This is a genomic window from Acidovorax sp. (assembly GCF_046294525.1).
Taxonomy (GTDB): domain Bacteria; phylum Pseudomonadota; class Gammaproteobacteria; order Burkholderiales; family Burkholderiaceae_C; genus Acidovorax.
Genome location: NZ_JBKBKQ010000017.1, coordinates 1 through 13,756, shown reverse-complemented (window position 1 = coordinate 13,756; position 13,756 = coordinate 1). Strand labels below are relative to the sequence as shown.

14 protein-coding genes are annotated in these 13,756 nt (G+C 66.8%); 9 read left to right on the top strand and 5 right to left on the bottom strand.

Annotated features, from left to right (window positions below; translation table 11 throughout):
• The first annotated feature begins 107 nt into the window (after positions 1-107).
• Positions 108-443, top strand: a complete 336-nt coding sequence (locus ACK4HJ_RS15505) for a hypothetical protein (protein ID WP_409833230.1) — start codon at positions 108-110, stop codon at positions 441-443.
• Between the two features lie 93 nt (positions 444-536).
• Positions 537-1,085 carry an Rrf2 family transcriptional regulator gene (locus ACK4HJ_RS15500; protein WP_409833229.1) on the top strand — a complete coding sequence of 183 codons (549 nt, stop codon included), beginning with the start codon at positions 537-539 and terminating at the stop codon, positions 1,083-1,085.
• Positions 1,086-1,153: 68 nt separating this feature from the next.
• Here the strand turns inward: ACK4HJ_RS15500 and ACK4HJ_RS15495 are convergent, their stop codons facing one another.
• The 4 genes from ACK4HJ_RS15495 to ACK4HJ_RS15480 all read right to left on the bottom strand — a co-directional run bounded on the left by ACK4HJ_RS15495 (position 1,154) and on the right by ACK4HJ_RS15480 (position 6,519).
• On the bottom strand, positions 1,154-1,819 hold the full coding sequence (locus ACK4HJ_RS15495) for a methionine ABC transporter permease (protein WP_409833227.1): 666 nt from the start codon (positions 1,817-1,819) through the stop codon (positions 1,154-1,156).
• 19 nt (positions 1,820-1,838) lie between these two features.
• Positions 1,839-2,885, bottom strand: a complete 1,047-nt coding sequence (locus ACK4HJ_RS15490) for a methionine ABC transporter ATP-binding protein (RefSeq protein WP_409833225.1) — start codon at positions 2,883-2,885, stop codon at positions 1,839-1,841.
• A gap of 251 nt (positions 2,886-3,136) precedes the next feature.
• Complete coding sequence (locus tag ACK4HJ_RS15485; protein ID WP_409833223.1) at positions 3,137-5,218, bottom strand: PAS domain-containing protein; 2,082 nt, start codon at positions 5,216-5,218, stop codon at positions 3,137-3,139.
• A 98-nt stretch (positions 5,219-5,316) separates the two neighbouring features.
• Positions 5,317-6,519 (bottom strand): MFS transporter, encoded by a 1,203-nt coding sequence (locus ACK4HJ_RS15480; protein ID WP_409833221.1) that lies wholly within the window; start codon positions 6,517-6,519, stop codon positions 5,317-5,319.
• 177 nt (positions 6,520-6,696) lie between these two features.
• Between ACK4HJ_RS15480 and ACK4HJ_RS15475 the strand changes: the two genes are divergently transcribed.
• From ACK4HJ_RS15475 to ACK4HJ_RS15455, 5 genes are all read left to right on the top strand, one after another.
• Entirely contained in the window at positions 6,697-6,936 is a 240-nt protein-coding gene (locus ACK4HJ_RS15475; RefSeq protein ID WP_409833219.1) for a hypothetical protein, read from the top strand.
• A 204-nt stretch (positions 6,937-7,140) separates the two neighbouring features.
• On the top strand, positions 7,141-7,911 hold the full coding sequence (locus ACK4HJ_RS15470) for a ferritin-like domain-containing protein (protein ID WP_409833217.1): 771 nt from the start codon (positions 7,141-7,143) through the stop codon (positions 7,909-7,911).
• Positions 7,912-7,967: 56 nt separating this feature from the next.
• The gene (locus ACK4HJ_RS15465; RefSeq protein WP_409833216.1) at positions 7,968-9,149 is read left to right on the top strand and encodes a hypothetical protein; all 1,182 of its coding nucleotides are present in this window, start codon (positions 7,968-7,970) and stop codon (positions 9,147-9,149) included.
• Between the two features lie 111 nt (positions 9,150-9,260).
• Positions 9,261-9,806, top strand: coding sequence for a hypothetical protein (locus ACK4HJ_RS15460; RefSeq protein WP_409833214.1), 546 nt, complete (start codon positions 9,261-9,263; stop codon positions 9,804-9,806).
• A gap of 379 nt (positions 9,807-10,185) precedes the next feature.
• Positions 10,186-10,794, top strand: a complete 609-nt coding sequence (locus ACK4HJ_RS15455) for a molybdopterin-dependent oxidoreductase (RefSeq protein ID WP_409833368.1) — start codon at positions 10,186-10,188, stop codon at positions 10,792-10,794.
• 100 nt (positions 10,795-10,894) lie between these two features.
• Here ACK4HJ_RS15455 and ACK4HJ_RS15450 read toward each other — a convergent pair whose 3' ends face one another.
• Positions 10,895-12,106 (bottom strand): MFS transporter, encoded by a 1,212-nt coding sequence (locus ACK4HJ_RS15450; protein WP_409833212.1) that lies wholly within the window; start codon positions 12,104-12,106, stop codon positions 10,895-10,897.
• A gap of 97 nt (positions 12,107-12,203) precedes the next feature.
• Between ACK4HJ_RS15450 and ACK4HJ_RS15445 the strand changes: the two genes are divergently transcribed.
• Positions 12,204-13,148: a LysR family transcriptional regulator gene (locus tag ACK4HJ_RS15445; RefSeq protein WP_409833210.1), complete on the top strand. Its 945-nt coding sequence runs from the start codon at positions 12,204-12,206 to the stop codon at positions 13,146-13,148.
• A gap of 172 nt (positions 13,149-13,320) precedes the next feature.
• Positions 13,321-13,716, top strand: coding sequence for an AAA family ATPase (locus ACK4HJ_RS15440; RefSeq protein WP_409833208.1), 396 nt, complete (start codon positions 13,321-13,323; stop codon positions 13,714-13,716).
• The last annotated feature ends 40 nt before the right edge of the window (positions 13,717-13,756 follow it).

The following is a 13,756-nucleotide window of genomic DNA, read 5'->3' as shown; positions in this document are numbered from 1 at the left end:
TGAAGCGCCGCTGGTGCATCTTGTTGTCGGCCTGGGCCCTAGCGGGGGGCGCGGCGTGCACAGACGGCTATCCCACCCAGGATGCACCGGTCGTCGACCCGTCGAAAATGACCCAACCCCAGCGTCTGGCAAAGATGAACGCCCTGGGTGACGACGCGCATTCCGAGCACCAATGGACCTACGCACTGCTGCCGGGATGCGTGCTGAGTGTGCACCTGGACGGAGCTACCGGTCCGCGTCCGGCGGTGCACGTTCCGCTTATGGGCGCCGCCGTGAAGGTCTCAGCCGACAGGGCTTCAGACGCCTTCAACGTAGATATTTTTCCTTCAGCCCCCGCTGACCACGATGAGGTTACCGTGCTGCAGGCAACGCAGTGGGCCGACGCAGTAGGCATGGCCCGCGTCCTACGTTTTGTGGAAATGGGCTGCTCACATGACAAGTAAGAACCCCCAAAAAACCCCGTGTCCTACCCACCCGGGTCGCAACTATGTCCACCTATTGGACGCTTTGCGCCACCTCTGCCAAAGGAGTTTTCCATGCGCCTGACCACCCGCAGCCGGTACGCCCTGATCGCCCTCGCAGACGTGGCTTTGCGCGACAGCCAGGGGCCCGTGGCGCTGGCCACCATCAGTGAGCGGCACCGCATTTCTCTGTCGTACCTGGAGATGCTGTTCAGCGCCCTGCGCCGGGCGGGGCTGGTGGTCAGCACGCGCGGGCCCGGGGGCGGCTACACGCTGGGCCGCAAGGCCTGCGACATCACGGTGGCGGACATCGCCCATGCGTCGGAACAAGGCAAGACCGGCACTCCCGACACCGGCCATGACAGCATGACGGCCCGCCAGGGGGCCATGACGCACGGGCTGTGGCAGGACTTCAATCGGACGGTCGCTGAGCACCTGGAGTCCGTCACCCTTGCTGACGTAGTGGCCGGGCACAGCGCGGCAGACCCGCGCGCCGCTGCGGCGACCGCAACGCCGTCTGCCCGTCACGCGACACAACGGCCAGGGCCGCCCCGGCGCCAGCTACCGGCGGCAGACGTGCCCAACTCCGTGTTCGCCCTGGGCACTGCCGTGCGCGTGCGGTAACGCGCACAGGAGTAAGCGACGCACTCGGCGCAGGCGGGCTGCCGGTGGCTATCGGTGGCTATCGGTGGCTATCGGTGGCTGAGCTTGCGCACCGCCCAGTCCCCCAGGCTCTGCACGGCCTGCACAAAGAAAATCAGCACCAGCACCACGGCCAGCATGATCTCGGGAAGAAAGCGCTGATAGCCGTAGCGGATGCCCAGGTCGCCCAGGCCGCCGCCGCCAATAGCCCCCGCCATGGCCGAATAGCCCGTCAAACTGACGAAGGTGATGGTCAGCCCCGCCACGATGCCGGGCAGCGCCTCGGGCAGCAGCACTTTCCACACGATCTGGCTGGTGGTGGCGCCCATGGCCTGCGCGGCTTCGACCAGGCCGTGGTCCACCTCGCGCAGCGCGGCTTCGACGAGGCGGGCCACAAACGGAGCGGCAGCAATCGTCAGCGGAACCACCGCAGCGGCCGTACCGATGGACGAGCCGGTAATGAAGCGCGTGAAGGGGATGATGGCCACCAGCAGGATGATGAAAGGCGTGGAGCGTACGGCGTTCACCAACCAGCCCACGAGCTTGTTGACGGGGCCGTTCTGCAGCACGCCGCCATGGTCCGTGAGGCGCAGGAACACGCCCAGCGGCACACCGATGAGCCCGCCCACGATGCCGGAGATGCCCACCATGATGAGCGTCTCCCACAGTGAATTGGCAAACAGCTCCAGCATGGCGGGAGTGAAGTGATCGAACATGGTTTATTCCTTCCTGCACTCAGGCCGCAACGGCCACTTCTTGCACTTCCACACCACCCGCGCGCAGATGCGCAACGGCACCGCGCAGGCGCTCGGCATCGCCGCTGGCGTACACGGCCAGAGAGCCAAAGGTCTCGTCCTGAATCTCGTCTACCTGGCCGTGCAGGATGCTCATGTCCACACCAAACTCGCGGATCAGCTGCGACAGGATGGGCTGGTAGGCGCTGTCGCCGGCGTATGACAGGCGCAGCAGCTGGCCCGTGCGCCCGCCCTGCAACTGGCCGGCGAGCTTGCGCACATGGTCTAGCACGCTGGCAGGCAGTTCCTGCGGCAGGATCTCGTCGATCAGGCTCTTGGTGATGGCCTGCTGCGGGCGGGTGAACACGTCCAGTACGCGGCCCTGCTCCACGATGCGGCCTGCCTCGATCACGGCCACGCGGTCTGCCACCTGCTTGATGACCTGCATCTGGTGGGTGATGAGCACCACTGTCAGGCCCAGCTCGCGGTTGACCTGGCGCAGCAGGTCGAGGATGGAGCGGGTCGTCTCCGGGTCCAGTGCCGAGGTGGCCTCGTCGGAGAGCAGCACCTTGGGTCGGCTGGCCAGCGCACGTGCAATGCCCACGCGCTGCTTCTGCCCGCCGCTGATCTGAGCGGGGTAACGGTCGGCCAGGTGGGCCAGGCCCACCAGCTCCAGCAGCGGGGTTACGCGGGCGCGGATCTCCGCCTTGCCCATGCCAGCCAGCTCCAGCGGTAGTGCGGCGTTGTCGAACACGGTGCGCGACGACAGCAGGTTGAAGTGCTGGAAGACCATGCCGATCTCGCGCCGGGCCTCGCGCAGCTGCGCGTCGCTCAACTGGGTCAGGTCACGGCCGCCCACGATGACCTGGCCCGTGGTGGGCCGGTTGAGCAGATTGATGACACGCACGAGCGAGCTTTTGCCCGCGCCACTCTTGCCGATGATGCCGAACACTTCGCCCGGCTGGATGGTGAGGTCGATGCCGCGCAGGGCTTCGACGGGGCCTTGTGGGCCCGGGTAGGTCTGGGTGATACCCCGTAAGTCGATCATGAGAAAAAAAGCAGCAACGCCGCCCCGGGGCAGATAGGAAAAAAGCCCGGCTGCGGCGTGCAGTGTCTAAATAAAGGGATGCGGGACTGTATCGGTGAATCGTAAGAACACAAACGATCAAAAAATCGAGTGTTTAGACCAGCTGGTTATAAAACCCGTGCTAGCAACCGTGCAGACCATGATGGGTTACTACCATTTTGATAGCTTTCAGCGCTTTATCCATAAGCGCTAGAGCCGATTTTTATCTATATTCACCCATCAACCGGCGCTGGGGCAGGCCCGAGCCCCATCACGGCGTTCACCTTGGCCACCAGGGCCTGGGCGTCAAACGGCTTGGTCAGCAGCTCCATTTGCGCGCCCAGAAACTGCGGGCTCTGCGCAGCCTGCTCGGCGTAACCGGTCATCAGAATGACCTTGATGGCCGGGAACTGTTCGCGCGCAAAGTCGGCCACCTGGCGGCCGTTGGGGCCGGGCAGGCCCACGTCGGACAGCAGCAGGTCAAACTGCACCGCACCCGACAGCAGCGCCATTGCGGCGCCACCGGTGGCGGCCTCCATGACCTGAAAGCCCATGTCGCGCAGCAACTCCACAGCCAGCGCACGCACGGTGTCCTCGTCTTCCACCACCAGGATGGAATCGCGGCGGCGCGCGCCCGACAGCGGCGTGGCGGGTGCGGCCGGCTCGGGCTGCGGCTCTTCTTGCTGCGCGCGCATGAAGTACAGCGACACCGCCGTGCCCTGCCCCACAGCGCTGTCCAGCACGGCCATGCCGCCCGACTGGCGCATGAAGCCGTAGATCATCGACAGCCCCAGGCCCGTGCCCTGCCCCATGGGCTTGGTGGTGAAGAACGGATCAAACGCCCGCGCCACCACATCCCCCGCCATGCCCGTGCCGGTGTCGCGCACGGTGACGCGCACGTACTCGCCAGGCTCCAGCCCCGGGATGGACGCTGCGGTGGCTTCGTCGGCCACCACGTTCTCGGCCGCAATGTGCAGCGCGCCGCCGTCAGGCATGGCCTCGCGCGCGTTGATGGCCAGGCTCACCACGGCGCTCTCGAACTGGTTGGCATCGGTCAGGGCCAGCCACAGGCCGCTCTCGGGCAGGGTCAGCTGCAGCGCCACGTTCTCGCCGCAGGTGGTGGCCAGCATGGTCTCCAGCCCGCGCAGCGACCCGGCCAGGTCCACCGGCCGCGAGTCCAGCGGCTGGCGGCGCGAAAACGCCAGCAGCCGCTGCGTAAGCGCCGCCGCCCGTTTGGCCGCAGCCAGGCCCGACTCCACATAGCGGTCCACCTCCGCATGGCGGCCCTGCGCGATGCGCTGTCGGATGAGCTGCAGCGGCAGCACGATGCTCTGCAGCAGGTTGTTGAAATCGTGCGCAATGCCGCCGGTCAGCTGCCCCACGGCCTCCATCTTCTGGCTTTGGCGCAGGCGCGCCTCGGCGTTGCGCAGGGCCTCTTCGCGCAGATGCTGCTCGGTGGTGTCGCGACCCACGGCGTGCAGAAATCCATCGCTGGGCACCACCGTCCAGGCAATCCAGCGCTCGCCGCCGCTGCGATGGCGGTAGCGCGCCTCGATCTGGCGGCGCCCAGGCTCGGCTGCCAGCTGCTGCACCGCGCTGGTCACCAGCGCGGTGTCGTGGGCATGCGCAAAGGCGACCAGCAGCTTTCCCACCGTGTCGCATTCCGTCCAGCCCAGCGTGGCCGTCCACGCCGGGTTCACGGCGGTGATGGTGCCGTCCAGGCGGGCCACCAGCAGCACGTCTTCGGACAGCTGCCACAGCCGGTTGCGGTCTGCCGTGCGCTGGGCGACCTGCTGCTCCAGCGACACGGTCAGCTCGCGCCAACGCTGCAGCGCCTGGAACTTGCTTGTGGTCTCGACCACCGTGTCCAGCATGCCCAGCACGGTGCCGTGCTCGTCGCGCACGGGGCTGTAGCAAAAGGTGAAATACGCCTGCTCAGGATGCCCGTGGCGATTTACCTCCAGGCCGAAATCTTCAATGAAGGTGGCCTGGCCCGCGTAGGCGCGCTCCACCATCGGCTGGATTGCGGGCCAGGCCTCGGCCCACACGTCCCTGAACGATCGACCCAGCGCATCGGGCTTGTCGCCCAGGATGATGCGAAACGCGTCGTTGTAGAGCATGGTGTAGTCCGGCCCCCACACCAGGCAGCTGGGGTAGTGAGAAGCCAGCAGGTTCTCCACCGCGTGGCGCAGCACGGGTGGCCAGTGCGCCATGCCGCCCAGCGGCGTTTGCGCCCAGTCGAACTGCCGCACGCGCGCGCTCATCGGGCCCGGGGCGCGAGGAAACGGTGGCAGGTCGGGCAAGGAATCAGTCATGGATCACTCTGGGGTGCAAAGATGCCGGACGCAGCAGCGACGGCAAACGCTGCAGGCCCTCAGGCAGCCGAAAGTCTACAACCCTGCGCAGCGCCCCCTTACCCTGGCGAGCCCGCCGCCACGCCCCGCGCCTGCACCCGCCGCGAAATCAGCCAGCCCAGCACCACAATGCCCACCGCTGCGGCCGTGAACACCGGCGGCAGCCAGCCCCGATCCACACTGAACGCCACGATCAGCACGCCCGTGGACTGCCCCAAAAACAGCAGGCACGCAAACAAGGTGACTGCCGTGCCACGCGCCTGCGGCGCCATTTGTGTAGCCTGTACCTGCAACGTGTTGTGCAGCATGTAAAAGCCGATGCCCGCCAGAAAACAGCCCAGCATGGCCCACACCACCGCTTGCGCCCACGCCAGCGACAGCAGGCCCACGCCGACCAGTGTGGCCCCCAGCAGCGCCAGCCCCTGCTCGCCCAGTGCGGCCAGCCAGCGCCGCGCAAACACGCTGTAGATGAGGCCGCCCACGCCATACAGCACCATCACGCCGCCCGCCGCTGCGGCCGAAAGGCCAAAACCGTCCACCATGCGCGCCGGCACAAAGGCCAGCGTGCCAAAAGCCAGGGCGCCTTCGATGGCCACCACCGCCAGCACCCAGCGCACACGCGCAATGCGCAGCAGGGCCAGCGTGCCCGCCAGGTACCCAGGCAGTGAGAACTCCGCTGCACCCTCTGTGGGTTTGCGCACCAGCACCCCGCTGGCCCGCGCATGGCGCAGCAGCAGCGCGGCGGCGGTAAAAAAAGCCAGCGCCAGCGCCCCCAGTGCGGCGCGCCAGCCCAGCGTCTCGGTGGCAAAGCCGCCAAACCATTGGCCGGCCATCATCCCCGTCACCGTGGCCACCATCAGCCGCGCCAGCGTCTCCTGCCGCTGCTCGTAGGCCACCTCATCGCCAATCCAGGCCATGGACAGCGGGATGATCCCGGCCGCCGCTGCCCCCATGGCCGCGCGCGCCGCCACCAGCACCGTGAAGCTGGGCGCCAGCGCCGTGACGGCGCTGAATACCGCACAGGCGGCGGTGGCGCCGATGATCACGCGCACCTTTCCCACGCGGTCGCCCAGCGGCCCGTACACCAGCTGCAGCACGCCATACGCCACGGCAAACGAAGCGATCACGGCCGAGGCATCGCCGGTGGTGATCTGGTACTCAAGAGAGAGCGCCACCAGCATGGGGTCGCACACGCGCATGGACGCCATGCTGCAAAAGGCCGCCAGGCTGATGAGCCGCAGCATCGTCGATGAAGAAGTCATAAGGCGCCGATTGTGGTGCCGCTTGCGGGCCTTCGCTGGCGCAGGGGCTCACGCTGCGCGGCAATGCGCCGCGCACGCCATGTTCCTACACCCATCGCACGGCTGCACCCACAGGCGGTGGGCGGGCTGCGCGCCAGACTGTGGCGATACCCGTTACCCCGCACTAAGGAGCACACCATGGCCCAGCCCCCAGCCACCCCGCCCGATCACAACCAATACGGCCTGAAGGACGAAGATGCCCGCACCCAGGACGTTTATGCCAACCGCCCAGGGGGCGAACAGCCCGCCATCGGCCCCAAGGACGAGGTCTCGCCGTCAGGCCACCGCAAAGGCGCCATCGAGCAGCACCCGGACCGCAAGCCCTCGTCACGCGCAGGCCAGGCGGTGTTCGGCGAGACCGACGACAAGAAGCGTTGAGCCGAGGCCTAGTCCTCCAGGTGCTGCCGGGTGCTGCCGGGCCATGTGGCACAGGCTTGGTGCATCGTGCCGCCGGATGTATCAAGGCCTACCATGGTGTTTCGATAACTAACCACACCCATTACTGCCCTGGGCGCCGCCGTCCTACAACGCTCTCATCCCATGGGTTCGACAGTGAGGTTCCCCACAACGAAAGGAACCTCAATGCAACCCACCACCACCGGAGAAAACCGCACCGGCGCCGCAGTGTCTGAAGAAGGCGTGCAGGCCATGCTGCAAGCCAATGAGCGCTGGGCCCCCGCAGAGGCGCCCGACACCACGCTCGCCCAGGCCGACCGCTGCGTGTTCATCATGGAAGCAGACTCGGTCGGCTCCATCCCGCCGCCCGTCACCATCCAGGGCATGCTGAAGACGGGCCTGGACAAGATCATGGGCCACCGGCCAGACATGCTGATGGACAAGATCGGCGAGCGCATTGCCTTTGAGCGCACCGGCACCCGGCTGTACGACGCGCTCATCCTCAAATACGAAGCCCTGACCGAAGCCGGCGGCGTGCCCGCCATGCCCGTGCCGCTGGACGCGAGCGGCGACGATGTGGCCAGCACGCTGCAGCGCATCCGCGCAGAAGAACACGAGCACTTTTTGATGCTGTGCGACGTGATGCGGTCGCTGGGCGGCGACCCCACGGCCCAGACGCCGTGCGCCGACGTGGCCGCCACCGCGTCGATGGGTCTGATGCAAGTGGTGACCGACCCGCGCACCACGCTGGCCCAGTCGCTCAACGCCATGCTGACGGCCGAACTGACCGACAACGCCGGGTGGGAACTGCTGGTGGCACTGGCCGAGGACGCGGGCAACACCGAACTGGTCCAGCAGTTCCAGCGCGCCATGGCCGAGGAGGACGAGCACCTCATCACCGTCAAAAGCTGGGTATCCGCCCTGGCTGCCGCACCAGCCACCACCGTGGCCGCGTGACACATCGCGTCAACCGCACACCGCACACAGCACCACCCAACCCCACGGAGACACCCATGACACTGAACCTGCTGCAAGACAAAGGCACCCCGCTGGACCGCCAGCGCATGACCTGGAAAGACATGGTGGGCAAGCCCATCAGCAAGCTCGACGACGACGCTTTTACCCGCGTGCGCGCCATTCTGATGAACGGGCTGGAGCTCGATTCGCTGCGCACCAAGCAGGTGGCCCTGCGCATGAACGCTGACGCCCGCGTGCCCCTGGCGCAGCTGATGCGCGCCGAGCAGCACCAGGCCACTACCATCAACTGGCTGATTGGCGCCGAGCACTCGCCGCTGGAGACCACCATCGGCTACGAGCAGACGGCCATTGAGGTGACGGCCTCGGTCGCGCAACTGGAGCCCGACCCGTACCTGGCCCAGGGCTACCGCTACGCGCTGCTGGAGGACTTTGACCACCTGTACCGCTACAGCGCCCTGCTGGACCGCCTGGAGGGCAAGGACGCCAACAACATCACGCAGGGCTACACCGACATCGTGCCCGCCCGCGCCACCTGGGACCACCACCGCGCCCCAGAGCACGACCTGCTGGAGCCGTACGGACCCGACGCAGCGCTCAGCACCAAGCTGCATGCCCTGACGCTGACCGGCGGCGAGTACCAGACGCACGACTACTACATGAACATCGGCCCGCTGTTTGCCGACCCGCTGGCGCGCCAGCTGTATGCCGAGATCGCCTCGGTGGAGTCGCAGCACATCACGCACTACGGCTCCATGCTCAACCCGCACGAGACACCGCTGGAGAAGCTGCTCATCAGCGAAGCCTGCGAGGTGTGGAACTACGCAGGCTGTGCCAGCCAGGAGACCAACCCCCGCATCCGCGCGCTGTGGGAGCGGTTTCTGGACTACGAGCTGGGCCATCTGCAGGTGGCGTTGCAGCTGTTCAAGGACATCGAGCGGCGCGATCCGGCCGAGGTGCTGGGCGACGGTGCCCTGCCCCGCTTCATCCGCTTTCAAAGTCAGCGCGACTTTGTGCGCCGCGTGGTGGAAGAAGAAACCAACCTGCGCAAGAACGGCACTGCGTTTGTGGCGCTGGAGGATGAGGGCGAAAGCTCGCTGCAATACCGCCAGGCAGTCAACGCTGGCGGATCGCCATCGCGCAACGCATCGGCCACCTGGACCTGGGCGCCTGGCACAGAGCTGTCGCGCGGGCCCGAGGCCATACGCCGCGCGGCGTGAGCGGGCCCCGCAACGTCACTAACGTCACTGCCTCGCACTCTGACGGCGCCTGGGCTGTGAAGACCGCCCGGCGCCGTTGCACTTATCCCCCCCATTCAATCGGACCACCCCATGCGCACCTCTCACTCCACCCCCACCCGTTTGCGCAAGCTGGCGCTGCCCCTGCTGGCCACCGCTGCGCTGGCCTTGTCCGCATGCGACCGCGTGAACAAGCCGCCCCCCATCAACAACGCGCCCGGCACCACCGCCCCGGGCGCGGGCACCGGCGCGCCCGGCACGCCCACGCTGGGGCCGCAAAGCGGCAACAGCGGAGGCAATGCGCTGGGTACTTCCAGCAATGTGGGCGGCCCTGCCACTGGCCAGAGCCCGTCGGACACCGGCTCCGGGCCTGGCAGCACGGCGGGAAGCGGTGGCGCGTCCGCTTACAGTGGCACTGGCACTGGTACTGGTACTGGTACTGGCACGATGGGCACTGACCCCGCCACGGGTGTCAGTCCGGGCACCGGCACCGGTGCCAACCTGGGGTCGGGCATGAACAGCGGCGGCACACCAGGCACCACGCCCGGGGTGGCGCCCGGCGCGCCCGGCAGCGCTCCTCAAAGCACAACCGGCCCAGGCAGCACCACCGGCGGCAGCTCTGGCAACGGCATCCGCTGACCCTACCCACTTCAGGACCAGGAACCACCCATGACGCAGCCACAAGATCACCACGCCCCTCCAAGGACCGACGTAAACCCCGTTCCAACCAATGCTGGGTCCACGCAACCACTCGACACGCTGACGCCCTTGCCCGACGGTCCCAACGTGGGGCCCAGCCCACAAGAACATCTGGCCGCACAGGGCAAAACCGTGGAACCTGCCCCGCCGGGCAAGAGCGCCGGCCAGCCCAATCCGCCAGCCGTGCCACCGCAGCGCTAGCCGCCCGCCCAGCTGCCCCCGCCACATTCCACCCCTGCCATTTTTTGCGTGGCACCGCCAAAACTTGCGCTTACCATGCGCCCCTCATTGCAACGAGGAGCACAACAACATGAGCAGCATGAACAAGCGCAACTTTGTAGCCGCCGCAGGCGCCGGCCTGGCCGGCCTGTGGGCCACCACAGGCAGCGCCGCCACACCCGCCCAAGCATCGGCAAAGGCATCCGCATCCAGCCCCGCCCTGCTCACCATCAGCGGCGCCATCACCCAGCCCAACCGGGGCGCGCTCGATGCCACCATCGACCAGATGATGGGCAAACACGGCATCCAGTTCGACAAAGCCCACGCGCTCGACGCCGCCGCCCTGCAGCGCATGCCCGCCATCACCATCAAGCCCACGCTCGAATACGACAGCAAGCCCCACACGCTCAAGGGCCCCTTGCTCACCACCGTGCTGGCCGCTGCGGGTGTGGCCGCTGGCAGCCCCGTGCAGCTGGTGCTGCGCGCGGTGGACGGCTACAACGTCACCATCAGCATGGCCGACGTGCAGGCCTACCGCATGATCGTCGCCACCCACATCGACGGCCAGCCCATGGCCCTGGGCGGCCTGGGCCCGCAGTGGGCGGTGTACGACGCGGACGTGCTGCCCGCCTTCAAGGACAAGCCGGTGAAGGAACGCTTTGGCCTGTGCCCGTGGGGTCTGTATCACATCGAGGTCAAGAAGGCCTGAGGCAAAGAACGCAAAAAGCAAAGAGCGGCTCCATGGCCGCTCTTTTTTGATAGCTGCTAGCGATTTACCATCAAGCGCTACGGGCACTTTTTATTCAAAATCAGCTTGGCCGCCGCATCACCCGCACCCCCAGGGCCGCCAGTGACGACACGGTGGCCAGCCCCACCACCCCCAGCCAGCCCCACTGCGCCAAAACCAAGGCGCCCAGCGCTGCCCCGGCCGACATGCCGATGAACATGCCGGTGAACAGCAGCGCATTGAGCCGGCTGCGCGCGGCGGGGTCGATGCCGTACACGATGGTCTGGTGCGCCACCAGCGTGGCCTGCACGCCAAAGTCAAAGCCGATGGCGCTAACCACGATCAAGCCCAACTGGACCTGCGCAGGCAGCAACGGTGCCAGCGCCATCACGGCAAACGACGCAGCAGCCAGCCCGGCGCCATAGCGCGTTACCACCTCAGGCCCACGCTTGTCGGCCAGGCGCCCGGCCAGCGGTGCAGCCAGTGCACCCGCCGCACCCGCCAGGCCAAACGCACCTGCCGCCGCAGTGCCCAGGTTGAACTGGCTGTGCAGCATCACCGCCAGCGTGGACCAGAACGCGCTGAAGCCCACGGCCAGCAGCCCCTGCGCCCAGGCCGCACGGCGCAGCGCTGCGTGCTGGCGCCATAGCGCCACCATCGATCCGATCAGCGCGCCATAGCCCATCTGCGTGGTGGGCACAAAGCGCGGCAGCCCGCGCCACACCGCCACCGTCAGCAGCGCAATGGCCACCGCCGCCGCCACATACACCGTGCGCCAACCCCACTGCTGTGCCACAAAGCCGCTTACCACGCGCGACAACAAAATGCCCAGCAGCAGCCCCGTCATCACCGTGCCCACCATGCGCCCGCGCTGCGCGGCCGGGGCCAGCGTGGCGGCGGCGGGCACCACGTCTTGCGCCACCGTGGCCGCCAGGCCCACGGCCAGGCTGGCCGCCAGCAGCGCGCCCATGCCGGGCGCCAGGCCGCTCAGCAGCAGCGCCAGCATCAGCGCGATGGACTTGATGACGATGATGCGGCGCCGGTCAAACCGGTCGCCCAGCGGCGCCAGCAGCAAGATGCCCAGCGCATACCCCAGCTGCGTGAGTGTGGGCACCAGCCCCACCACACGGCTGTCGGCCTGCATGTCGGGCCCCAGCACGCCCAGCATGGGCTGGCTGTAGTACAGCGACGCCACGCTCAGCCCCGCCGTGGTCGCCAGCAGCAACAGCAGCGGCGCACTCACCGGGGCAACGTCCGCCGCGCCGCTTGCATGCACATTTTGAATGGAAGACATCACAACACCATCGATTGAAAAGGAATGGTGCGATTGTTCTAGCCCACCGCCGCGCTGGGTAGTAGGCTGAATTACAGATCCGTTATACGCTTGACGTATGACCAACACCCTGCCAGCCCTCCAACCCGGCGCAGACCGCATCGAGCTGATGCAGACCTTTGTCCGCATCGTCGAGGCCGGCAGCCTGTCTGCCGCCGCCCAGCAACTGGGCACCAGCCAGCCCACCGTGAGCCGCCGCCTGCAGGCGCTGGAGCGCAGCCTGGGCATCAAACTGCTGCAGCGCTCCACCCATGTGATGAAGCTGACCGAAGACGGCGACCGCTGCTTTGCCCACGCCAAGGCCCTGCTGGAAGACTGGCGCGCCATGGAGGACGACCTGCGCGGCACGGCAGACACCCCGCGCGGCACCCTGCGCGTGCTGGCGCCCCACGCCTTTGGGCAAGACCAGTTCATCGCCCCGCTGATGGCCTACCTGCGCCGCTACCCCGAGGTGGACGTGGAATGGATGCTGCACGACCGCCGCCCCAACTTCATCGCCGAAGGCATCGACTGCTCCATCCAGGTCGGCGCGGTGGACGACCCCAGCGTGGTGGCGGTGCGCTTGGCCGAGGTGCCTCGCATCGTGCTGGCAGCCCCCGCCCTCATGGCCGGGCGCCCAACGCCCCAGCACGCACAAGACCTGCAACCCCTGCCCTGGCTGGCCCTGAGCACCTTCTACCGCCGCGAGGTCACGCTGACCCAGGAGCCCGGCGGCGAGGCGCACACCTTCGGCATCACGCCACGTTTGGCCACCGACAGCCTGTACGCCCTGCGCAGCGCCGCCCTGGCCGGGCTGGGGGCGTGCATTTCATCGGCATGGATCGTGGACAACGATGTGCGGCAGGGGAACTTGCTGCACCTGGTGCCCAACTGGCATGCGGCGCCGCTGCCGGTGTACCTGGTGTACCCGTATGCGCGGTTCTATCCGGCAAGGTTGCGGTTGTTTTTGGAGGCGATGCGGGGGGCGATGCCGGGGTTGGTGGGGATGCGGGCGGTGGGGTGAGGTCTTGGGATTAGCGGCGGAAATGGTCAGGCATGGTAGATCGCAAAATATTGCTGGCTACCTGCTCAAGACTACGAGCTGAGCCTACGACAACGGCTCTCCAGCAAAGCATCACGGGATACAGCGTGCCGCGGCATGCTACCGCCGAAGATGGACCGAGAGCAAAGTCCAAATGCCAGTGCGGAACTCAATTGCTGCCCACATCAATTTGGCTAGTTTGGAATTGGAGAATTTTCTATCCCGCCCCGTGTTAGAAATACTCCTGTTTACACCAACTCATCTAACGAAGGTAGGCCAAATGCCACTCAGCGAGATCCGCGACTCTACAAAGACACAGCTTCTCGAAAAGGTTCGGCGTCACGACTACGGGATGTACTTGCTCAAAGCGAATATCGGAAGAATCCGAGGCTTTGTTGGAGAAGACATCACATTCGACTTCCCTGTGACTGCACTGATTGGACCAAACGGTAGCGGCAAATCAGCAGTCTTAAGGAAGCTCTTCACGAATCGGTTCTGGCAGTGCCGTAGTGATGCCCGAACTAAGACAGCCCTTGCTTTCGAGAATTGATCGCCCCCAGCAGGCGCTGTGCGCGGGCAATTGCCCGGCG